Source organism: Streptomyces sp. BJ20 (assembly GCF_022869105.1).
In the GTDB taxonomy this organism is placed as follows: domain Bacteria; phylum Actinomycetota; class Actinomycetes; order Streptomycetales; family Streptomycetaceae; genus Streptomyces; species Streptomyces griseoincarnatus.
The window spans coordinates 4,913,382-4,934,992 of the sequence record NZ_CP094918.1; the positions used below are offsets into that span (position 1 = coordinate 4,913,382).

Below are 21,611 nucleotides of genomic sequence, written 5' to 3' on the forward strand. Positions count from 1 at the left end.
CACGGGAGCCAGACTAGAGGTGTCACCCTGCGCTCATGGCGCAATGCGAACAAGTCCTCACCCCGGTCGACGGGGTCGTCGCCCGTCTGAGCGCCCTCGACGCGGCCCTGCCGGCGCGGGACGGGGTCGCGGTCTTCAACCGTGTCTACCTGGCCGTGACCCGGGCCGTGGACCGCCGCATCGACACCGGTCTGTTCCCCGACACCCGGGCGGTGATCACCCTGGACGTCCGCTTCGCGGAGTACTACCTCGCGGCCGTCGACGCGGCGGCGGACGGCCGTCGTCCCCCCGCCTGCTGGCGTCCGCTGTTCCAGTTCCGCCGCCATCCCGGCGTACGTCCGGTGCAGTTCGCGCTGGCGGGCATCAACGCGCACATCGGGCACGACCTCGCGCTGGCCGTGGTGGACACCTGCCGTACGCTCGGCTGCGAACCCGCCGACCTGGAGGACGAGTTCGAAGCCGTGGGTGAACTCCTCCTGTCGCTGGAGGAGCGCATCCGCGACGAGCTGGTGCCCGGCCCCGAGTTCCTGAGGATCGCCGACCCGCTGACCCATCTGCTCGGCGCGTGGAGCCTGGACCGCGCCCGCGACGCGGCCTGGACGGCGGCGCGCGCCCTGTGGGCGCTGCGCCGGCTGCCCGACGTGGCGGCGGAGTTCACCGAACGGCTGGACACCGCGGTGGGGTTCGCGGGCCGCATGCTGCTCACCCCGCTGCCCGACTGACCTCAGTCCTCCGGGAGTTCGACGGGCGCGATCTCGTCGTACAGGTCGCCCGGTCCCGGGTTGGTCGGGTCGGTGGCGCCTCCGAGCTGGTGCATCACGCCCCACACCGCGTTGAGCGCGGTCTGCACGGCGCCCTCGGCCCAGCCCGCCGTCCACGAGATGTCGTCGCCGGCGAGGAAGATGCCACGCTTGTCCTCCGGCAGCCGGTCCTGCATGAAGTGGGTGAACAGCCGCCGCTGGTAGCGGTAGTGGCCCGGCAGGTTGGCCTTGAACGCGCCCATGAAGTAGGGCTCGTTCTCCCAGGAGACGGTCACCGGGTTGCCGATGATGTGCTTCCGGATGTCGACCTTCGGATAGATCTCGCCGAGCGACTTCAGCATGACCTCCATCCGCTCGTTGGCGGACAGCGGCAGCCACTTCAGGCTGTCGTCGCACCAGGTGTAGGACAGGCAGATGACCGCCGGCTTGTCCGGGCCGTTGTCCAGCAGGTAGGTGCCGCGGGTCATGCGGTCGGTGAGCGTCATCGACATGACGTCCCGCCCGGTCGGATTCCCCCTGTCGTCGACGGCCTTGTCCAGCCAGAACGGCCGGTCCACGGGCACGAAGAGCTTGGAGCTCTCCATGTAGTGGGTGCGCTCGATGGCGGTCCAGTGGTCGATGGGGAAGAGCGAGTCGTCGCAGTCGATCTTCGACAGCAGCATCCAGGACTGCGCGGTGAAGACGGCCGCCCGGTACGTACGGATGTCACCGCGCGCGTCCGTGACGGTGATCCCGTTGCCGGCGGTCCGGCCGAGCCGCGTCACGGCGGGCCGCGGTTCCCCGTTCACGTGCAGCGACTTCAGCGAGGTTCCGTACGGCCAGTGGACGATCTTCCCGGGCTCCCGCTCCCACAGCCGGAGCGGGAGCTGCTGCGACCCGCCGACGATCCCGCGGTGGTGGTCGTCGGCCTCGGTGTAGACGACCCGCAGGATCTCCAGGATGGAGTTCGGGAAGTCGGTGTCCCATCCCCCGGTCCCGAACCCGACCTGCCCGAAGATCTCCCGGTGCCGGAAGGACCTGAAGGCCTCCGAGTCGCACAGGAACCCGTAGAAGGTCTGGTTGTCGAGCTTCTCCACCAGCCGCGACCAGATCTCGCGGATCCGCGGCACGTCCCGCTCGCGCAGGGCCCGGTTCATGTCGGAGAAATCGGCTCCCTCCTCCAGGCACCGCGCCCAGGCGTCGGCCACGTCGCGGTAGACCTGCGGCAGATCGGCCATCGTCTCCGCGTAGTGCGACTCGCCCTTCAGATCGACGACGGTCGAAGGGGTCGTCTCGGCCAGCGGGTTCGGGAAGGGCCGGGTCTCCAGTCCCACCAGGTCGATGTAGTGCTGGAGCGCCGTGGAGGACGGCGGGAACCGCATGGCGCCCATCTCCGCCGTCAGCGACGGGTCGCACCCGTCGAACCCTACGGTCCGCAGCCGCCCGCCGATCCGGTCGGCCTCGTACACGACCGGCTTGAGCCCCATCTTCATCAGCTCGTAGGCGGCGACGATCCCGGACAGCCCACCGCCGATGACGGCGACCTCGGTGCCGTGCTCGGTGGCCGGCACCTGCCCGATCCCGGCGGGGTGGGCCAGGAAGTCGTCGTACGCGTACGGGAAGTCAGGGCCGAACATGGTGATCGGCGGCTGCTGCTCGTCGGCGTGCTCGACGGCGTTGGGCACCGTGGACGTCATGGGGTGGGGACTCCTTGCAGTGGTGGAACCGGGGAGGATCAGACGAGGGACCCGTAGAGGGGCGGCCGGCGGTCCCGCAGATACGGGTTGGCCTCGCGGGACGCGGCGAGAAGCACCGGGTCGACGTCGGCGAGGAGCAGTTCCTCGGCCCGGCCGGCGCGGGCGCGGGCGACCCCGTCGGGCCCGGCCAGCGTGGACAGCCCCACGAACTCGAACTCGCCCTCCGGACCGACCCGGTTGACGTACGCGATGTACATCTGGCTCTCGAAGGCGCGCACCGGAACGACGGACTCGGCGACGAACTGGTACGGGTGCAGTTGGGCCGTGGGCACCAGCAGCAGGTCGGTGCCGGCGAGGGCGTGGGCGCGGACGTTCTCCGGGAACTCCACGTCGTAGCAGATCATCAGGCCGACGGTGAGGCCGTTCAGCTCGGCCTGCACGACGGTGTGCCCGGCCGGGGTGAAGTGGTCGTGCTCGAAGCAGCCGTAGAGGTGGGTCTTGCGGTAGTTCGCGAGACGGGCGCCGTCGGGGGCGACGAGCTGGACGGAGTTGTACACCGTGCCGCCGGCCCGCTCGGGGTAGCCGTAGGCGACGGCGAGACCGTGCCGGGCGGCGGTCTCCGCGACCGCGTCCGCCGCGTCGCCGTCGGCGGGCTCGGCGAGGCGGCCGAGGTCGTCGCCGATGGCGTAGCCGGTGAGGAAGAGCTCGGATGTCACCAGCAGGTCCGCGCCCGCCGCGGCCGCGCGGGCGGCCGCGGCGTCGAGGACCTTGAGGTTCTCGACGACGTGGCCGGGGTGGCCGGAGCTCTGGAAGAGGGCGGTGCGCATGCGTGATCCTCACCGGACAGGCGGGGGTTCAGGGGTCACTCATGAAGGTACGGTCGCCCGCCCGCGCCGGACAAGAAGAAGCCGTTGCGCACCGGCGCGCCGATCGTTGCGCGTCGAGGGCCGGTCGCGGCGATTCGTTGCACGGGATCAGCGCGGACCCCGGATGCTGTCGATGATGCGGGTCCAGTTGTCACCGCCGTGCCCGTTCTCGATCGCGCGCCGGTAGTGCCCCTGCACGGCCAGGGGGAGCGCGAGGTCGAGACCGAGCGACCTGCTGGTCTCGACGATGTGGTCGGACGTGGCGCCCATCATGGTGACCGTGCTGAGATCGCCGGGATGCTCGCCGTCGTCGAGCGCGGTGCCGGGGTTCTCCTCACCGGCCCGCAGGATGTCGCCGACGGAGTCGGCGGAGGAGAGCAGCTCCGGCAGCGCTTCCCCGGCCGTCATCCCCGCGGAGCCCAGCATCGCGGTGGCCTGCATCAGCCCGGACAGGGTGGTGAGGAACACCGCGAGCTGGGCCTGGTACATCATCTGGGCGAGACCCGGGTCCCCGCCCAGATACTTCGGCGTCCCCAGCGGCGCCAGCGCGGCCCGGTGGCTCTCCAGCACGCGTTCCCGGCCGCTGTAGTAGACGAAGGCCGCCTCCGTGCCGACCATCGGCGCGGGGACCATGACGCCTCCGGTCAGGAAGGCGGCGCCGTGACCCTCCGCCCAGGCGGCCGCCTCCCGCGAGCGGTCGGGAGTGTCGGAGCTCAGATTGACCAGGGTCCGGCCGGCGAGCGAGGAGGTGGCTCCGCCGAGGATGTCGTACATCGCACGGTAGTCGGTGAGGCTGAGGATCACGAGGTCACTCGCCTCGGCCGCCTCCTTCGGTGTCGCCGCGGGAGTCGCTCCGTCGGCGACGACGCCGTCGGCCCGGGCGGCGGTGCGGTTCCAGACGGTGACCAGGTGGCCGGCGGCGAGGAGCGTACGGGTCATGGCCTGCCCCATCGGGCCGAGCCCGATCACGGTGACGGAGCGGTCGTCCTTGCGGATGCTGTTGTCTCGTTCGTTCACACCTCCATGGTTCGACAGCGTCGCTACCCTCGGAAGTACCGACTTTTTTCTGCGGTACTCACCTTTTCGTAAGGGGGATCGGTGATGGCGAAGGCGCCGAGGAAGGGGCCGTACATCTGCGGCATCGACGCCGCGCTCGACGTGGTGAGCGGCAAATGGAAGGGCCTGATCCTCTGGGAGCTCGACGCCCACCGGGTACGCCGCTTCGCCGAGCTCCGCCGGGGTCTGCCGGGGGTGAGCGAGAAGATGCTGACGCAGCACCTGCGGGAGATGGAGGAGGACGGTCTGGTGCACCGGGAGGTGTACGCCGAGGTGCCGCCGCGGGTGGAGTACTCCCTGACCGAGTCCGGACGCGCCCTGAACCAGGCGCTCGGTCCGCTCGGCGCCTGGGGAGCCGAGCGGATGCGACGCGAGGGCTTCACCACGGTCGACATGCCCGAGATCTCGCACGGGTGAGCACCGGGCGGCGCTACGCCGCCCGCCCCCACCGGACCGCGCCCAGGCCCACGGCCAGCACCACGTACGGCACCGCCGACACCGCGAACGCCGCACCGTGCCCGTGGTCCGACGCGATCACCGCGTACCCCGCGAACACCGTCAGCGTCACGACCTCCGTGCCCAGCCCCGCCACCGACGTCAGCGTCGCCCGCCCCGTCGACTCGATCCGGTGCTGGAGGCGTGCCTCCGCCAGCACGGTCGCCGCCTGGAACGCGCCGAACGCCACCGCGACCAGCAGCAGTCCCGTCACCGTGCCGGCGACAGCGCCCACCGCCAGGGCGAGGCCGCCCCCGCCCAGCAGGAGAGCGAGCCCGCCCGAGCCGAACCGCTCCCCCTCCCCCGCCAGCAGGCTTCCGGCCGTGGCCCCGCCCCAGATCACCAGCAGCACCCACGGCACGGCCACATCGGCGACCCCAGCCTCGCGCACCAGCAACGGCGTGTACTCGTCCAGCGCCCCCCACACCGCCGCCACCGCCGGCACCAGCAGCAACGCGCCCCGCACGGACCGGTCCCGTCGGGCCTCACCCAGACCGGCCCGCAGAGCGACGCCCCAGCCCTGACGCTCCTCGGCCCGCGCCACCCGGTGCTCGGGAAACCTCAGCGCGGTCACCGAGGTCAGCAGGCACACCAGCACGCTCGCCGTCCCCACGGCCGCGTGGCCGCCCCACGCCAGCACGGGTCCGGCCAGCCCCATCGCCGCCATCACGGCGACCAGTCCGGCCGCGCGTGCCCGCCCCAGCACACGCGCGTACCGGCCGGAGGCCCCGTCCCGCTCCAGCTCGTCGTAGACGAGGGCCTCCAGCGCACCGGAGCACAGCGCCCCTCCGGTCCCCCACAGCACGAACCCCACGGCGAAGGCGGCGTACGACGGCAGGAGGATCCACAGCGCGAACCCGGCGCCCGTCAGCAGCGGGCCGACGACCAGCAACAGCCGCCGTGACACCGCGTCGGCCCACGCCCCGGACGGGACCTCCAGCACCACGGCGGTGACGGACCAGAGGGCGAACAGGGACGTGATCTGCCACACGGACAGCCCGGTGTCGCTGAACAGCAGCGCGTACACCGGGTACAGCAGGACGAATTCTTCGAGGAACGAGTAGCCGTACAGCGTGGTCGTCAGCCGACGCACGCGCACGTCGACGGCACGCGTGGGCGTGAGAGTCATGAGGCCTTCCCGTAAGGGCGGTTCGGACACCGGACGCTGAGGTCGAACGGCGCCCGGGGCGGCCCTCGGGAGGCACTACGGCTGGATCAATGTCGCCAGGTCATACTCCGTAGGGTAGTCCTCCGCCCCTCGGCGGCACCACCACGTTCCCCTTCCGCTTGAGCCGCTGCCAGGGCAGCCGGTACCCGCTGAGCGCGGTCAGGCAGGCCTGCACCAGCACCAGGTACATCACCTGCCGGTACACGACCTGCTGCAGCGGCAGCGCCCACAGCGGCCGCAGCGGCTCTCCGTCGAGACGGAAGGCGTACGCGGCGCACACCCCCTGCACGGCCAGCACCCCGCACCACGCCAGCAGCGTGAGCGCCGCGTTCCCGAACACCAGCCCGTACAGGGTCAGCAGGTCGATCAGCGGGGCGAGCAGCGGCGTGAGGATCTGGAACACCGCGAGCAACGGCAGCCCGACCCGCCCGAACCGCCCGGCGTGCCCCCGCTCGACAAGGGCGTGCCGGTGCTTCCACGCGGCCTGCATCGTGCCGTAGCTCCACCGGTACCGCTGGCGCCACAGCTGCCGCAGCGACCCCGGCGCCTCGGTCCAGGCGACGGCGTGCTCGGCGTAGCGCACCTCCCACCCTGCCCGGTGCAGGGCCATGGTGAGGTCGGTGTCCTCGGCGAGCGTGTCCCCGCTGAGCATCCCGGCCCGGCGCAGGGCGGTGACGCGGAAGGCCCCGACGGCGCCGGGCACGGTCGGCATGCAGCGCAACAGGTCGTACATGCGCCGGTCGAGGTTGAAGCCCATGACGTACTCGATGTGCTGCCAGCGGCCGAGCATGCCGTGCCGGTTGCCGACCTTGGCGTTGCCGGCGGTGGCGCCGACGGACGGGTCGGCGAACGGCTCGACGAGACGGCGGACGGTCGAGGGCTCGAAGACGGTGTCGGCGTCGAGCATCACGACGATGTCGTGCGAGGCACGCAGCACTCCGGTGTTCAGCGCGGCGGCCTTGCCCCGGTTGGGCGTGCGCACCACGGTCACGCCGGGCAGCCCCAGCGCCTCGGCGGCGTCGGCGGTTCCGTCGTCGGAGCCGTCGTCCACGACGACGATCTCCACGGGGTGGTCGCTCGCGGCCAGCGACCGCAGCGTCTTGCCGATGCACACGACCTCGTTGTACGCGGGCACGACCACGCTGACCGGCCCGGTGACGGGCGGCCCCGGCCCGGCGCGCGGACGCCGGCGTGCGAGCCGCGCGTGGCGGTGGGCCAGCCCGAGCATCAGCACGCACCGCGCCAGCACCAGCCCTCCGACGACCAGCAGCAGCGCGCCCAGCACGGACACCGTCGTCCCCGACACGGTCACGGCGGTCACGAACACCCACCCCTGCCACCGCTCCGCCGTGCCGGCGCCGCCCGTGAGGCGTTCGGCGCCCACCAGCTCGGCGACCGTGGAGAAGCGGTAGCCGTCGGCCTTGAGCCGCGGCACCAGCGTCCGAAGCGCCCGCACGGTCTGCGAGCGGTCGCCTCCGGAGTCGTGGAGCAGGACGATCGTCCCCCGGCCGGGCGCCTTCGGAACGGCGGCGTCGGCGATGGCCCGGGCTCCGGGGCGGCTCCAGTCGCGGGTGTCCTGGTCGACGAAGGCCAGCACGTACCCCTTCTCGCCGAGGTGCCGGGCGACGGTCCAGGAGGGGCCGTCCAGCGCGCCGGTGGTCGAGGAGTACGGCATCCGCACGAGCGAGCTGTGGACGCCGGCGGCCCCGGCGAGGGCGAGCTGGGTGAACGCCAGCTCCCGGTCGACCGCGTCCTCGGACTGCGTGGCCAGGTCGGGGTGGGAGAAGGTGTGCACCCCGATCTCGTGTCCCGAGCGGATCAGATCCCGTACGAGGTCGGGGTGGCGGGCGGTCTGCCGTCCGGTGACGAAGAAGGTGCCGGGCACGTCGTGGCGGTCGAGGACCGCGCGGATCCGGGGCGTCCACGCGGGGTCGGGGCCGTCGTCGAAGGTCAGGACGACCGTCCTGGCCGGGGCCCGGTAGGTGCGCGGCGGATCGTGGCCCGCGTCGACGACCGGTCCTCCCTCCGTGATCTCCTGGGGCACGCCCGCCCCGCTCCGTCCGGCCCGCTCCCCGCGGCCCTCATGGTCCCCGGCGAAGCCGCGGGAGGTGTATCCCTCGACGGCGAGGACGGAGACGACGAAGGCCAGCAGGACCAGCGGGACCACGATGCGGAACCAGCGCCGCCGTGACCTCGGCGCCGCGGGCGGTGGACCGGCAGGGGGGTGCGGTCGTCCCCGCATCAGGGAGTCCCGGCACCCGGCGGGTCGTCGGGCGGGGAGCCGGGGTTCTCGGACGGCGCCTCGGGCGTGGGCTGCGGCGTCCCGGGCGGCTCGGGCGGGTCGTCGGTGCCGGGTCCGGACGGCTCGTCGGTGCCGGGCGGCGGCGCCTCGGAGTCACCGCCGTCGCCGGGCGCGGACGGCTCACCGGCACCCGGCTCCTGCGGCACCTCGGGCGCACCCGGCTCCTCGGCGTCTTCGCCGGGCTCCTCGGGGGGCGTCGGCCCGTCCGTGACCTCGACCCCGCCCGCGTCCGGCGGCTGCACCGGCACCCCGGCGACGCTTCCGGGATCGGCGCCCGGCGGCAGCAGCAGGGAGCCTGCCGGTTCCTCCCCGGCGATGAGCGGGATGAGCGGCGTGCCCGGCCCCACCCCGGCCCCGGCCTCCTCGGGCGGCCGGGCGTCCCCCTCGGCGTCCTGGCGCAGCGGGGCGGTCGGTGCGGACTCGCCGGGCAGTGGCGGCAGCAGGGCCTCAGGGGCGAACGGGGTCGCCCCCATCAGGCTCAGCGCGAGCACGCTCAGATAGCCGGCGGCCAGTCCCGCGGCTCCGTATCCGGCCCGCCGCAGCAGCCGGGCCCGCCGGCCGGAGGCGTCGACGAAAACCGGATCCGGCCCTTCGGGCTCACCGGTCACCGCACCGGAATCGGAGGGCTGCCGCATATGCCCTAGATTACGCCGATTCAGTGACCCTCACGCGGGGGTGGCCTGCCGGGAAGGGCGGGTCGTACCCGTGGAGCCCTGGTCTGACGGCCTAGGTCGGTGAGCCGGACGAGAACCGCCGCAGCAGCGGCGACAGCACCAGCACGGACTTGGTCCGCTCGACGAACGGCTCGCCGGCGATCCGCTCCAGCACCCGTTCGAAGTGCCGCATGTCGGAGGCGAAGACCTGGGCGACCGCGTCCGCGTCCCCGGTGACGGTGGACGCGGCGACGACCTCCTGGTAGCGCTCCAGCCCCCGCTGGATGGTCTCCGGGGAGGTGTTGCTGCGGCAGTAGATCTCGACGAACCCCTCCGTCTCCCAGCCGAGGGCGGCGGGGTCCACCCGCACGGTGAAGCCGGTGATGGCCCCGGTGGCGCGCAGCCGGTCCACACGCCGTTTGACGGCGGGCGCGGAGAGGCCGACGAGCTGGCCGATGTCCGCGTAGGAACGGCGGGCGTCCTCGGCGAGGGCGTGCACGATGCGTTCGTCGAGATCGTTCAGCACTGCGGGTGTTTCACTTCGCTTCTGACGGGGCGGGGGCGGCGAGCCGGGAGCGGCGGTAGCCGTAGAGGAAGTAGAACACGAGCCCGACGGCCATCCAGACCCCGAAGACGACCCAGGTGACGGTCGACAGGCTGCCCATCATCCACAGGCAGAAGCCGAAGCCGAGGGCGGGCAGCAGCGGGGACAGCGGGACCCTGAAGGAGCGCGGCATGTCGGGCCGGCTGCGGCGCAGCACCACGACGGCGACGTTGACCAGGGCGAAGGCGAAGAGGGTGCCGATGCTGGTGGCGTCGGCGAGCTGGCCGAGCGGGACGGCGGCGGCGAGGACTCCGCAGAACAGGGAGACGATCAGGGTGTTGGCGCGGGGTGTGCCGGTGCGCGGGCTGACCCGGGCGAACACCTTGGGCACCAGGCCGTCGCGGGACATGGCGAACAGGATGCGGGTCTGGCCGTAGAGCACGGTGAGGACGACGCTCGCGATGGCGATGACGGCGCAGAACGCCAGCAGGGTGCCCCAGAAGCTCTGGCCGGTGACCTCGCGCATGATCTGGGCGAGGGTGGCCTCGGAGTCGGTGAACTGCCGCCACGGCTTGGCGCCCACGGCGACGGCGGCGACCAGGACGTACAGCGCGGTGATGATCGCGAGGGACAGCAGGATCGCGCGGGGCAGGTCACGCTGGGCGTTCTTGGCCTCCTCACCGGCGGTGGAGGCGGCGTCGAAGCCGATGTACGAGAAGAACAGGGTGGCTCCCGCGGCGCTGACGCCGGCCATGCCGAGCGGCATGAAGTTCTCGTAGTTGCCGGACCGGAAGCCCTGGACGCCGATGGCGCAGAACAGCACCAGCGCGCCGATCTTGACGAGGACCATGACGGTGTTGGCCCGGGCGGACTCGCGGGCGCCGCCGAGCAGGAACGCCATGGCCAGCATGACGACGATCAGCGCCGGCGCGTTGAAGACGCCACCGTCGCCGGGCGGGGCGGACAGCGCGGCGGGCAGGGTGACGCCGATGGTGCCGTCGAGGAGTTCGTTGAGGTACTCGCCCCAGCCGACGGCGACGGCGGCGACCGAGACGCCGTACTCCAGCATCAGACACCAGCCGCAGACCCAGGCGATGAGTTCGCCCATCGTTGCGTACGCATACGAGTAGGAGGAGCCGGAAACGGGGATCGTGCCGGCCAGCTCGGCATAGGAGAGGGCGGAGAAGAGGGCCGTCAGGCCGGCGATGACGAAGGACAGCGTGACGGCGGGACCGGCCTTGGGGACGGCCTCACCGAGGACGACGAAGATGCCGGTGCCGAGCGTGGCACCGATGCTGATCATGGTCAGCTGCCACAGTCCGAGGGAGCGGCGCAGGGTGCCGCCCTCACCGTGGCCACCCTCGGCGACCAGGCGCTCCACGGGCTTGCGCCGCATCAGACGCATACCCACGCCTGGGGAGTGCGGGGCGGCGGGACCGCCGTTGTGCGGGGGTGCGCCATGGTCGAGCACGCGCTGACTCCTTGATCGCTGCCGGGCTTCCGCGGCCGGGACCGGACGGCACCCCGCGACAGCCGGGACCCGTCGAGCGGGGTCCCCGCCACACACGTACAGCGCGTAACCCTACGAGGTTCTTCGTTGCTGCTGAAATGCAGCAACCTTGCGCACCACCGCAAGATCGTTGCGTTCCCCGGGGTGGGGCAGGTGTTCGTTGCGCCGGCCATGTGCGCCGTTCCACACCCGCCCCACCGGACGGGGTCAGCTCCAGCTGGCGTGCAGCGGCTTGCCCTCGGCGTAGCCGGCCGCGCTCTGCACGCCGACGACGGCCTTCTCGGCGAACTCCTCCAGCGAGGCGGCGCCGGCGTAGGTGCAGGAGGAGCGGACGCCCGCGACAACCGAGTCGATCAGGTCCTCGACGCCCGGGCGCTCCGGGTCGAGGAACATGCGGGAGGTGGAGATGCCCTCCTCGAACAGCGCCTTGCGGGCGCGGTCGTAGGCGGACTCCTCGGAGGTGCGGTTGCGCACGGCGCGGGCGGAGGCCATGCCGAAGGACTCCTTGTAGGGGCGGCCGTTCGCGTCGTGCTGGAGGTCGCCCGGGGACTCGTAGGTGCCGGCGAACCAGGAGCCGATCATCACGTTGGACGCGCCTGCCGCGAGGGCCATGGCCACATCGCGGGGGTGTCGGACACCGCCGTCGGCCCACACGTGCTTGCCGTACTTCTTCGCCTCGGCGGCGCACTCCAGCACCGCGGAGAACTGCGGCCGGCCGACGCCGGTCATCATGCGGGTGGTGCACATGGCGCCGGGGCCGACGCCGACCTTGACGATGTCCGCGCCGGCCTCGATCAGGTCGCGGACGCCTTCGGCGGAGACGATGTTGCCGGCCACCACCGGCACCTGCGGGTCGAGCCCGCGCACCAGCCGGACGGCGTTGATCATCGACTCCTGGTGGCCGTGCGCGGTGTCGATGACGAGGGTGTCGACGCCCGCCTCGAGGAGCTGCTTGGCCTTGCCGGCCACGTCGCCGTTGATCCCGACGGCGGCGGCGACGCGCAGCCGTCCCTGCGCGTCGGTGGCGGGCGTGTAGAGGGTGGCGCGCAGGGCGCCCTTGCGGGTCAGGATGCCGGCCAGGCGGCCCTCGGCGTCCACGGCGGGCGCGTAGCGGCGGTTGGCGCCGTCGAGGGTGTTGAAGGCCTCGCGCGGGTCCATGCCGGCGTCCAGGAGGAGCAGGTCCTTGGACATGACCTCGTCGAGCTGGGTGAAGCGGTCCACGCCGGTCAGGTCGGCGTCGGTGACCACACCGACCGGACGGCGCTCCTCGTCGACGACCACGCCCGCGTTGTGCGCCCGCTTGGGCAGCAGGGACAGGGCGTCGGCGACGGTCTGGTGCGGGGCCAGCACGATCGGGGTGTCCAGCACCAGGTGGCGGGACTTCACCCAGGAGACGACCTCGGCGACGACCTCGATCGGGATGTCCTGCGGTATGACCACCAGTCCGCCGCGCCGGGCGACCGTCTCGGCCATGCGACGGCCGGCGATCGCGGTCATGTTGGCGACGACGAGCGGGATCGTGGTGCCCGTACCGTCGGGCGAGCTGAGGTCCACACCCTGCCGCGAGCCGACCGCGGAGCGGCTCGGCACCATGAAGACGTCGTCGTACGTCAGGTCGTACGGGGGCTGGATGTCGTTGAGGAAACGCACGTGCTGCACATCCCAGTCGATCAGAGGTGGCCCCCGGACAGGTCAGCCAGGGGGAAGAGCACGTACTTCATTCTCCCACGGCGACAGGAACGTCAGTCCCGGTCGGATCGTCCAGCCTGGTCGGTCAGGTGCTCGGCGGATCCTCCAACGGCGAGCGCCACGGTGAGCGCGGGGTCGCGTTCGGCGGCCTCGGCGAACACCTCCTGGGCGGTCGCCCACTCCTGGGGGCGGGCGTCGGCGTAGGCCCGCCAGCCGCGGACGACGAGCAGCAGGCCGCGTCCGTCCGCGCCCTCGGGCCAGACGGTGCGGTCGGAGAGGGAGTCGGCCAGGGCGTCCCAGTTGCGGCCGAACCAGTCGGGCAGGGCGAGCGCGCGGGCGCAGCGGTCCATCAGGCCCGCCTTGTCGGTCACCCCGTCCAGGTCGAGGGGGACGACGCGCCGGTTGGTGAGGTCGTAAGTCATCTCGGTACCGCCGTGAACGATGCGTAGGGGGCGTCGGTGCGGTGCGTCTCGCCGTTCCGGCCGGTGACGACGCGCCGGGCGCCCCGGTCGTCGGGTCCGGGCGTGGGCACCGTGCACTCGCGGCAGTAGCCGTTTTCGTGCCGGGGCAGCAGCCCTTCGAAGGCGCCGAACACGGAGCCGTCCCGCTCATGGGGGAACGGGCCGCCCTCGTCGATGAGTCGCAGGGTGCGGCGGGCCTCGGCGGGCAGCTCGGACACCTCGGTGACGGGCATCCCCTCGGCCCAGGCCGGGATTCCGGTGCGGCCGCCTCCGTCGTCGCCGCCGGACGGGCAGCCGACCGGCGGCGAGGAGCGGGCAGGCCGCGAGACGCGGGAGGAGGGCCCGTAGCGGCATCATGCGGCCGATGCTGCCGGCCCCCTCCCGGCCCCACCCGCCGTCAGGGGCCGTCCGGGTCCGCGCGGTTCAGGGCGGAGCGCGGGGCGGGTCCGGCGGTCATCAGGTAGTCGGCGGCCGAGGTGTCGGTCACCAGGCTGGTGACGAGGCCGGAGCGCAGCACCGCGTCGATGGCCGGTCCCTTGCGCTGTCCGCCCGCGATGGCGACCACCTCGGGCACCTTGCGCAACTGGTCGGTCTTGACCGTGATGCACCGCTCCCCCAGGTCGCGGCCGACCCGGCGCCCTTCGGCGTCGAAGAGGTGGGCGGACATCTCCGCGGCGACGCCGAGGGAGGCGTAGTGGGCGCGCTCCTCGTCGCTGAGCATGTCGTGCACCGTGGAGATGCCCGGCTCCCAGGAGCCGATGGACACACAGGCGACGGTGACCTTGTCGAAGTACTCGAAGGCCCGCGCGATGCCCGTCTGGTGGCGCAGCGCCTCCGCGGTGGCGGCGTCCGGCAGCAGCATCGGCGCGTAGATGGGGTGGGCGTCGCCGCCCGACACCTGTGCGGCGCGGCGTACGGCCTCGACCGAGCCGCGCTCCGCCGTGCCCGCGTCGTACACACCGGTCAGCTGGACGACCGTGCAGGGCGGGAGCCGGTCCAGGGCCGCCGCCATGTGGATGGTGGAACGCCCCCAGGCGAGGCCCAGCACGTCCCCCTCGTTGACCAGCTCGCCGAGCAGGTCGGCGGCCACCTCTCCCAGGTTCTCCGGGTCGGGCGTCTCCTCGGCCTCGGCCGGGGACTCGACCACGACGGCGTGCCGCAGGCCGTAGCGGGCGCGGAGCGCGTCCGAGCGCTCGGCGTCCAGCTCGGCGGGCACGCGGATCTCGATGCGTACCAGATCCCGCTCGAGGGCGGTCTCCAGGACCCGGGCCACCTTGAAGCGGCTGACGCCGAACTCCTCGGCGATCTGGATCTTGGACTTGCCCTCGAGGTAGAAGCGGCGGGCCATGGCCGCCGCCTGCACCAGCTCAGCGGGTCCCATCCGCATGGCTGACCGGCCCGCCGACATACCCGACACGGCGATCTCCTCACTGCTGTTCACACTCTGGACTCGCCGTTCATCCTTGCAGATCCGGCGCTGTCGATCAGCCCTGCTGACCGCCGTTCACGTATATGACGCTCAGTGGTCGTGCAACCACGACGCCTTGGCCATCGACGCCTCCGCCTGCTTGCGCAGGGCACGGACCGCCTCGGCCGGGTCCGACGCCCCGTACACGGCGGATCCCGCGACGAAGACGTCCGCGCCCGCCTCGGCGCATCGCTCGATGGTCGAGGCCGACACGCCGCCGTCGACCTGGAGCCACAGCTCCAGCCCGTGCCTGCTGATCAGCTCACGGGTGCGGCGGATCTTCGGCAGCATGATGTCGAGGAACGCCTGCCCGCCGAAGCCGGGTTCAACCGTCATGATCAGCAGCATGTCCAGCTCGGGCAGCAGGTCCTCGTACGGCTCGATCGGCGTCGCGGGCCGCAGCGCCATGGAGGCTCGGGCGCCCTTGGCGCGGATCTCCCGGGCGAGCCGGACGGGCGCGGTGGCCGCCTCGACGTGGAAGGTGACCGAGCCGGCCCCCGCCTCCACGTACTGCGGCGCCCAGCGGTCGGGCGCCTCGATCATCAGATGGCAGTCCAGCGGCGTGTCCGTGGCCCTGGCGAGCGACTCCACGACCGGCACGCCGAGCGTCAGGTTCGGCACGAAGTGGTTGTCCATCACGTCGACGTGGAGCCAGTCGGCTCCCTCGACGGCCTTCGCCTCCTCGGCGAGCCGGGCGAAGTCGGCGGACAGGATGCTGGGACTGATCTGCGGGGCCATGCCCCAAGCGTATGCGCTGTGCCGCGCGGCGGTGGGAACGGTCCGGGGACTGGTCAACGGCGGGTGCCGGCACGGATCTTCCGTGCCGGCACCCGCCGTCGACCAGTCCGCCCGGTCCGGGTCCGGGGCGGTGGCGCGCCCGGCGGGCGGCAGACGGGTTCGTGAGCCCGGGCTTGGGCGCCCGAGCCAGTCGGCGACGGCCCGGGCGCGCACGGGGTCTGTGGCCTGTCGGCCGCCGGGAGGCCGACAGGGCGGACGCCGGCGCGCGGGCCGACCGCCGCTCACGGGGTGGTGCCGTCGAGCCGCCGCTCAGGCGTGCCCCGACGGCACCGGTGCGTCCGTCGAGGGCGGAGGCGGAGGGCCCGCGCCCTCCGCGTCAGGCGGTACGGCGCAACAGCGCCAGATACATCGCGTCCGTGCCGTGGAGATGGGGCCAGAGCTGGATGTCGGGGCCCTCGCCGAGGTCCGGGACGTCCGGGAGGAGCGGGCGGGCGTCGACGAGTTCGGTGTCCGGGAACTGCTTGAGCAGGTCCGCCACCACCGCCCGGGTCTCCGCCAGGTGCGGCGAGCAGGTCGCGTAGCCGACGACTCCGCCGACCCTTACGGACTCCAGGGCGGCGCGCAGCAGCCCGCGCTGGAGCGGCGCGAAGCCGTCCAGGTCCTCCGGGCGACGCCGCCACCGTGCCTCGGGCCGGCGGCGCAGGGCGCCCAGACCGGTGCACGGTACGTCGACCAGGACACGGTCGAAGCTGCCGGGCCGCCACGGCGGACGCGTCCCGTCGGCCGCGACCACCTGGTACGGGCCGGGGTTCCCGGCCAGCGCCTTGGCGACCAGCCCGGCCCGGTGCGGCTGCTTCTCGGAGGCGAGCAGCACGGCCCCGCGTTCGGCCGCGAGCGCGCCGAGCAGCGCGGCCTTGCCGCCGGGACCCGCGCACGCGTCCAGCCATCGCCGGTCCGGCCCTTCCACGGGGGCCGCGGCGAGCGCGAGCGCCACCAGCTGGCTGCCCTCGTCCTGGACCCCGGCCCGCCCCTCGGCGACCGCCGGGACCGCACCGGGCTCCCCGCCCTCGGTGAGCCGCACCGCGTACGGGGACCAGCGGCCGGGGACGGCGGCCTCCTCGGCGAGCAGTTCGTCGGGGACGGCCCGCCCGGGACGGGCGACCAGCGTCACCTCGGGCCGCTCGTTGTCGGCGCGCAGCAGTTCCTCCACACCGGCGCGTCCGCCGCCGAGGGAGTCCCACAGCGCGGAGACCACCCAGCGCGGGTGGGAGTGCACGACGGCGAGATGATCCTCGGGGTCCTCGTCGTACGGTGGCGCGACCCGCTCCAGCCAGCCGTCCAGGTCGTCCTGGGCGATCTTGCGCAGCACGGCGTTCACGAACTTGGCGCGCCCGTCGCCGAGCACCACCCGGGCCAGCTCGACGGTGGCGGACACGGCGGCGTGCGTCGGGATCCGCGTGCCGAGGAGCTGGTGCGCGCCGAGGCTCAGCACGTCCAGCACCGGCGGGTCGACCTCGCGCAGCGGCCGGTCGACGCAGGCCGCGATGACGGCGTCGTACGCGCCCTGGCGGCGCAGGGTGCCGTACACCAGCTCCGTGGCCAGCGCCGCGTCCCGCGCGTCGAACTTCTCGGGTCCCTCGCTCTCCCGCGCCTTGCGCAGCAGCGGGGGCAGGACGAGGTTGGCGTACGCGTCACGCTCGTCCACGGCCCTCAGCGCCTCGAAGGCGAGGATGCGGACGGGGTCCTTCTTGGGCCGGCGGTAGGGCTTGGCGGGCCTGCGGGGCCGACGGGGCTGGTCGCTCACGAAAAAGGTGCTCCGGATGTGGGTGGACGTGCGCGCTCCAGCCTACGGCGTACGCCGGGAGGAGCCGGGGGCCGTCAGTCGCCGAGGGTCTCCCCGGCCGCGATCCGCACCCCGCGCGCCCAGTCCGCGCCGCTCATCGGCTTCTTGCCCTGCGGCTGCACCCACAGCAGCTCCACGGCGTACGAACCGGTCCCGGCGTACACGTTGTTCTTCCCGGCGGACAGCTGCCCGGGCGTCAGGTCCGTCCGCTCCGGTACGGGCCTGGCCTGGACGATCTTCAGCCGCTCGCCGCGGAAGGTGGTCCAGGCGCCGGGCGCGGGCGTGCAGCCGCGCACCACCCGGTCCACGCGCAGCGCCGGGGTGCCCCAGTCGACGCGGGCGTCCTCGACGTTGACCTTGGGCGCCAGGCTGACGCCCTCCGCGGGCTGCGGTACGGCCTTCAGCGTCCCGTCCTCGATGCCGTCCATCGTCGCGGCGAGCAGTCCCGCGCCGGCGAAGGCGAGCCGGGTGAGCAGGTCGCCGCTGGTGTCGGTGGGGCGGATCTCCTCGGTGACGGTGCCGTAGACGGGCCCGGAGTCCAGCCCCTCCTCGATGAGGAAGGTGCTGGCGCCGGTGATCTCGTCGCCGGCCATGATCGCGTGCTGCACGGGTGCGGCGCCGCGCCAGGCGGGCAGCAGCGAGAAGTGCAGGTTGACCCAGCCGTGGGCGGGGATGTCGAGGGCGACGCGCGGCAGCAGGGCGCCGTAGGCGACGACGGGGCAGCAGTCGGGGGCGATCTCCCGCAGACGCTCCAGGAAGTCGGGGTCCTTCGGCCTGACCGGCTTGAGCACCTCGATGCCGGCCTCCTCCGCCCGCTCGGCGACCGGCGAGGCGACCAGCCGGCGGCCGCGACCGGCGGGCGCGTCGGGCCGCGTGACCACGGCGGCGACCTCGTGCCGCCCGGAGGCGAGAAGAGCGTCCAGAGCGGGAACGGCGACCTCGGGGGTACCGGCGAAGACGAGCTTCATGGGGTGCGCAGGGCCTCTCGGGCGGGAACGGTTCGGGCGACGCACCAGTCTATGGGGCGGTATTCACCCTGGGACGCAGGGACGGGTCCGCGTCCGGGCCGCGGGGCTCACGGTGCAGGAACGTTCCGAGCTGGGGACGGTCCCGTGCGCGCCGGTTCCGTCAGGGGCGTACGCATATGCCGCCGCGCCCCAGCCCGTGACCCGGGGACCGGAACGGCGTTGGTCAAGGAAGAGTTGACCAAGGGCCCCGACGGGGTCCGTTCCTTTCAACGCCGGTTCGAGAGGCTTGTTCATGGCCGACCACGCAACCCACGACGCCCAGGCTCGGGCCAGCCTGCACTTGCTGGTGCGGGACATCGAGCGGGTCCGCCGGCAGGTGGACGCACTGCGCACGCTCACCGCCCAGCTCGGCAACGTCTACCGCCCCCGCCGCTCCGGTCCCTCCACGGGCTTCGTCGTCTACGGACGAGCCCCCGCCCCGACCGTCCGTCTCGCCCAGGAGCTGCGGGACAGCGTCGAGACCCTGGTCACGGCCGCCGTGGACTTCGACCGCTCCCTGGGCTTCTCGTGGGACGCGGTGGGCTCCGCGCTCGGGGTCACCAAGCAGGCCGTGCACCGCCGGTACGGTGCGCGGCGCGCCGCCGCCCAGGCGGCGGCCTCCGCCGAGACCGAGCGGGCCCCGGAGTCGTCGGGCACCCGGACGGTCAACGTCGGGTCCGGCGTGACCACGGTGCCGACCGTGCCGGCGGCCCGTGCGATGCCGACGCAGCCCACCGCGGGCAGCCCGTCCCTCCGCGAGGACCCCCGCCCCACGGTCTTCCCGACCCCCCGCAACGGCTGACCCCCGCCCGCCCTCCCGCCGCCGTCCCGGGAGGGCGCGCACCTCTTTCTGGGGGCGCGCCCCCGTCAATTGGGCCCTCGTAGCGCCCGCGGGTGCGGGTCATCCGTGGCTGGTCGCGCAGTTCCCCGCGCCCCTGAGGGCGTCGCTGCGGGGGCTGCTTGAAGCTCCCCGCCGTTGCGGGCAGTCGTGCCGCTGGGGCGATGGGGGTGCCTCCCGCTCGAGCGAAGCCGAGAGTGGGGGAGGGTGGGCGCAACGGCACCCCGCAGCGGGGGGGGCAGACAGCACCCCGGCCGACCGCACACGCGTCACCCGATGTCCGGCGGATCGATTCGCACCCACACGGGTGTGCTCCCGCCCCGCGCCATCCGCGCCGCCTGCGCAGCCTTCAGCGCGCTCGCCAGCGCAGCCCCGTGACCCGGGGGAACGCGGATCAACGCCCGATCCCACTGCTCCCCCGGCGGAGGCGCCCCGGGCCGACGGGGACGCCCCGCCGGAGTGACCGGCATCGGCACAGGCCCCAGCACCTCCGCGCTGGGCGGCAGCTCCACGGCCCCGAGGAATGCGGCCACGGCCTCCCCGGGCCCGGCCACCGCCGCCATCCGTGACACCGGCGGGAAACCCAGCTCACCCCGCTCCGCCAGTTCCCGTACCGCGAATCCCGCGGGGTCCCACCGCACCAGCGCCTGCACCGGCCGCAGCGTCGGCTCGGCGACCACGACCACCGTCCCGCCCGCCGTCTGCGGGCGCACCAGCGCCGCCGCGCCCATCCAGCGCCGCAGCGCATCCTCCCCGGCCCGCAGGTCGGGGCGGCTCAGCATGGCCCAGCCGTCCAGCAGCAGCGCCGCCGCGTACCCGCCCTCGGCGACCGGTTCCGCACCCGGTGTGCTCACGACCACGGCGGGCGCGCCCGGCACCGTGTCCAGCACATGCTCCCGCCCCGAGGTACGCACCGGCACCGCCGGGAACGCCCGCCCCAGTTCCTCGGCGGTCCGCCGCGCCCCCACCACCTGCGCCCGCAGCCGGAACCCACCGCACTCGGGACAGTGCCAGCCGCTCTCCGTGCGCCCGCACCACCCGCAGCGCAGATCGTCCGAGCCGTGCGCCTCCAGCGGGCCCGAGCAGTGGCGGCACCGCGCCGGCGCCCGGCAGGTCGCGCACGCCATGCGCGGGACGTAACCGCGCCGGGGCACCTGGACCAGCACCGGCCCGTGCCGCAGTCCCTCCCTGACGGCCTGCCAGGCGAGCGTGGGCAGCCGTGCGGCGCGGGCGGCCTCGTCCCGCGCCAGATCCTGATCCCCGACCGTCCGCACCAGCGGTGCGGCCGCCCGCACCCGCTCCCGAGCCGCCTGCAACGGCCGCGCCCAGCCGGTGTCCACGAGCTGCGCCGCCTCCACCGTGCAGCTCCAGCCGCCCAGCAGGAAGCCGCACCGGTCCTGCGCGGCCCGGAGCAGCAGCACCTCACGGGCATGCGGCTGCGGCGCGTGCTGCTCGCTGTGGTTGTCGTCGCCGTCGTCCCACACCGCGACCAGACCGAGGTCGCGCACCGGGGCGAACATCGCCGCCCGCGTCCCGATCACCGCCCGCACCGACCCGCGCCGCACGGCGAGCCACTGGGCGTACCGCTTCTCCGGTCCGGCGTCGGCGGTGAGCACCGCGTGCCGCCCCTCCCCCAGCAGCTCGGTGAGCGCGGTGTCGAGCCGGGCCACGGCCCGCCCGTCCGGCAGCACGACCAGCGCGCCGCGCCCCGAGGACAGGGTCGCCGCGACCGCGCGGGCGATCTCCTCGCACCACAGCGGACCGGGCAAAGCGTTCCACACCGCGCGCGGGCTGCCGCCTGAGGCCAGGGACTCGAGGAAGGCCGGTCCCTGCTCGTACCGCTCCCAGGACCCGGCCGCCGGAGCCGGAGGCGGGGGCGGCGGGCCGGGTGAGTGTCGCTGCTCGGCGCGGGCGTTGCGCGGCGGCACCGCGAGCTGGAGGACGTCGGCGAGGCTGCCCGCGTACCGGTCGGCGACCGCGCGGGCGAGGCCGAGCAGCTCCTCGTCCAGGACCCGCTCGGGCGAGACGACCTGGGCCAGTGCCGCCAGCGGTCCGGAGTAGTCGGACTCGGCGCGGCGCTCGATCAGGAACCCGTCGATCAGGCCGCCGCCCTCGCGCCGTCCGTCCCGCACGCGGTGCCGGCCGGCGCCGAAGCGCACCCGCACCCGCACTCCCGGCTGGGCGTCGGCGTCCAGCTCCTCGGGGACGGCGTAGTCGAAGTAGCGGTCGAGGTGGAGGACGCCCTTGTCGACGAGGACGCGGGCGACGGGCAGCTCCTTGGCGAGGGCGGCGCCGCGCCAGGTGCGGGGTTTCGCGCGGGGCGCTTTCGCCCGACGGACGGTCTCCCGGATGAGGGCGAGCTGCTCCGGGGGCGCGCCTTGCGCGTCCCCGGCGGTCTGTCCGTCCTCGCTGCTCACCCCTGCATTCTGGCAAACGCGACTGACAACACGGCCCCCCGCCGGCGGTGCCGTCGCGCCCACCCTCCCCTCGTCGCCCTGCGGCACGACTGCCTGCAACCGCGTAGACACACCTGGGC

18 protein-coding genes and 1 pseudogene are annotated in these 21,611 nt (G+C 73.6%); 3 read left to right on the plus strand and 16 right to left on the minus strand.

Annotated features, from left to right (window positions below; genetic code table 11):
• Positions 1-35: 35 nt before the first annotated feature.
• Positions 36-722 (plus strand): DUF5995 family protein, encoded by a 687-nt coding sequence (locus MTR79_RS22145; RefSeq protein WP_189365441.1) that lies wholly within the window; start codon positions 36-38, stop codon positions 720-722.
• A gap of 2 nt (positions 723-724) precedes the next feature.
• On the opposite strand, the gene MTR79_RS22150 is transcribed toward MTR79_RS22145, so the two are convergent.
• From MTR79_RS22150 to MTR79_RS22160, 3 genes are all read right to left on the minus strand, one after another.
• Positions 725-2,437 (minus strand): NAD(P)/FAD-dependent oxidoreductase, encoded by a 1,713-nt coding sequence (locus MTR79_RS22150; protein ID WP_244791847.1) that lies wholly within the window; start codon positions 2,435-2,437, stop codon positions 725-727.
• 38 nt (positions 2,438-2,475) lie between these two features.
• The gene (locus tag MTR79_RS22155) at positions 2,476-3,264 is read right to left on the minus strand and encodes a carbon-nitrogen hydrolase family protein (RefSeq protein WP_086704932.1); all 789 of its coding nucleotides are present in this window, start codon (positions 3,262-3,264) and stop codon (positions 2,476-2,478) included.
• 147 nt (positions 3,265-3,411) lie between these two features.
• Positions 3,412-4,320 carry an NAD(P)-binding domain-containing protein gene (locus MTR79_RS22160; protein WP_280518346.1) on the minus strand — a complete coding sequence of 303 codons (909 nt, stop codon included), beginning with the start codon at positions 4,318-4,320 and terminating at the stop codon, positions 3,412-3,414.
• 84 nt (positions 4,321-4,404) lie between these two features.
• Between MTR79_RS22160 and MTR79_RS22165 the strand changes: the two genes are divergently transcribed.
• A complete protein-coding gene (locus tag MTR79_RS22165; RefSeq protein ID WP_244791848.1) occupies positions 4,405-4,776 on the plus strand; it encodes a helix-turn-helix domain-containing protein in 372 nt (123 codons plus the stop codon).
• Between the two features lie 13 nt (positions 4,777-4,789).
• On the opposite strand, the gene MTR79_RS22170 is transcribed toward MTR79_RS22165, so the two are convergent.
• The 12 genes and pseudogenes from MTR79_RS22170 to fmt all read right to left on the minus strand — a co-directional run bounded on the left by MTR79_RS22170 (position 4,790) and on the right by fmt (position 18,198).
• The gene (locus tag MTR79_RS22170) at positions 4,790-5,983 is read right to left on the minus strand and encodes an MFS transporter (protein ID WP_189365443.1); all 1,194 of its coding nucleotides are present in this window, start codon (positions 5,981-5,983) and stop codon (positions 4,790-4,792) included.
• Positions 5,984-6,083: 100 nt separating this feature from the next.
• Positions 6,084-8,189 carry a bifunctional polysaccharide deacetylase/glycosyltransferase family 2 protein gene (locus MTR79_RS22175; protein ID WP_189365444.1) on the minus strand — a complete coding sequence of 702 codons (2,106 nt, stop codon included), beginning with the start codon at positions 8,187-8,189 and terminating at the stop codon, positions 6,084-6,086.
• Positions 8,190-8,263: 74 nt separating this feature from the next.
• On the minus strand, positions 8,264-8,959 hold the full coding sequence (locus MTR79_RS22180) for a hypothetical protein (RefSeq protein ID WP_189365445.1): 696 nt from the start codon (positions 8,957-8,959) through the stop codon (positions 8,264-8,266).
• A 91-nt stretch (positions 8,960-9,050) separates the two neighbouring features.
• A complete protein-coding gene (locus MTR79_RS22185) occupies positions 9,051-9,503 on the minus strand; it encodes an Lrp/AsnC family transcriptional regulator (protein WP_033275118.1) in 453 nt (150 codons plus the stop codon).
• A 10-nt stretch (positions 9,504-9,513) separates the two neighbouring features.
• The gene (locus tag MTR79_RS22190; RefSeq protein WP_244791849.1) at positions 9,514-10,992 is read right to left on the minus strand and encodes an amino acid permease; all 1,479 of its coding nucleotides are present in this window, start codon (positions 10,990-10,992) and stop codon (positions 9,514-9,516) included.
• A 246-nt stretch (positions 10,993-11,238) separates the two neighbouring features.
• On the minus strand, positions 11,239-12,681 hold the full coding sequence (locus MTR79_RS22195; protein ID WP_189365480.1) for a GuaB1 family IMP dehydrogenase-related protein: 1,443 nt from the start codon (positions 12,679-12,681) through the stop codon (positions 11,239-11,241).
• Positions 12,682-12,773: 92 nt separating this feature from the next.
• A complete protein-coding gene (locus tag MTR79_RS22200; protein WP_244791850.1) occupies positions 12,774-13,142 on the minus strand; it encodes a barstar family protein in 369 nt (122 codons plus the stop codon).
• Positions 13,139-13,432 (minus strand): annotated as a pseudogene (locus MTR79_RS22205) (ribonuclease domain-containing protein); the annotation flags it as partial. The pseudogene MTR79_RS22205 and the gene MTR79_RS22200, both read right to left, overlap by 4 nt.
• A gap of 146 nt (positions 13,433-13,578) precedes the next feature.
• Positions 13,579-14,622 (minus strand): sugar-binding domain-containing protein, encoded by a 1,044-nt coding sequence (locus MTR79_RS22210; protein WP_031022355.1) that lies wholly within the window; start codon positions 14,620-14,622, stop codon positions 13,579-13,581.
• Between the two features lie 78 nt (positions 14,623-14,700).
• Positions 14,701-15,387 (minus strand): ribulose-phosphate 3-epimerase, encoded by a 687-nt coding sequence (gene rpe, locus MTR79_RS22215; protein ID WP_244791851.1) that lies wholly within the window; start codon positions 15,385-15,387, stop codon positions 14,701-14,703.
• A gap of 376 nt (positions 15,388-15,763) precedes the next feature.
• A complete protein-coding gene (locus MTR79_RS22220) occupies positions 15,764-17,191 on the minus strand; it encodes a transcription antitermination factor NusB (protein WP_244791852.1) in 1,428 nt (475 codons plus the stop codon).
• A gap of 74 nt (positions 17,192-17,265) precedes the next feature.
• Positions 17,266-18,198: a methionyl-tRNA formyltransferase gene (gene fmt / locus MTR79_RS22225; protein WP_086704762.1), complete on the minus strand. Its 933-nt coding sequence runs from the start codon at positions 18,196-18,198 to the stop codon at positions 17,266-17,268.
• A gap of 292 nt (positions 18,199-18,490) precedes the next feature.
• Here fmt and MTR79_RS22230 point away from each other — a divergent pair, with 292 nt between their 5' ends.
• Positions 18,491-19,039 (plus strand): hypothetical protein, encoded by a 549-nt coding sequence (locus MTR79_RS22230; RefSeq protein WP_189365449.1) that lies wholly within the window; start codon positions 18,491-18,493, stop codon positions 19,037-19,039.
• 305 nt (positions 19,040-19,344) lie between these two features.
• On the opposite strand, the gene MTR79_RS22235 is transcribed toward MTR79_RS22230, so the two are convergent.
• Positions 19,345-21,492, minus strand: coding sequence for a primosomal protein N' (locus MTR79_RS22235; protein ID WP_244791853.1), 2,148 nt, complete (start codon positions 21,490-21,492; stop codon positions 19,345-19,347).
• Positions 21,493-21,611 lie beyond the last annotated feature (119 nt).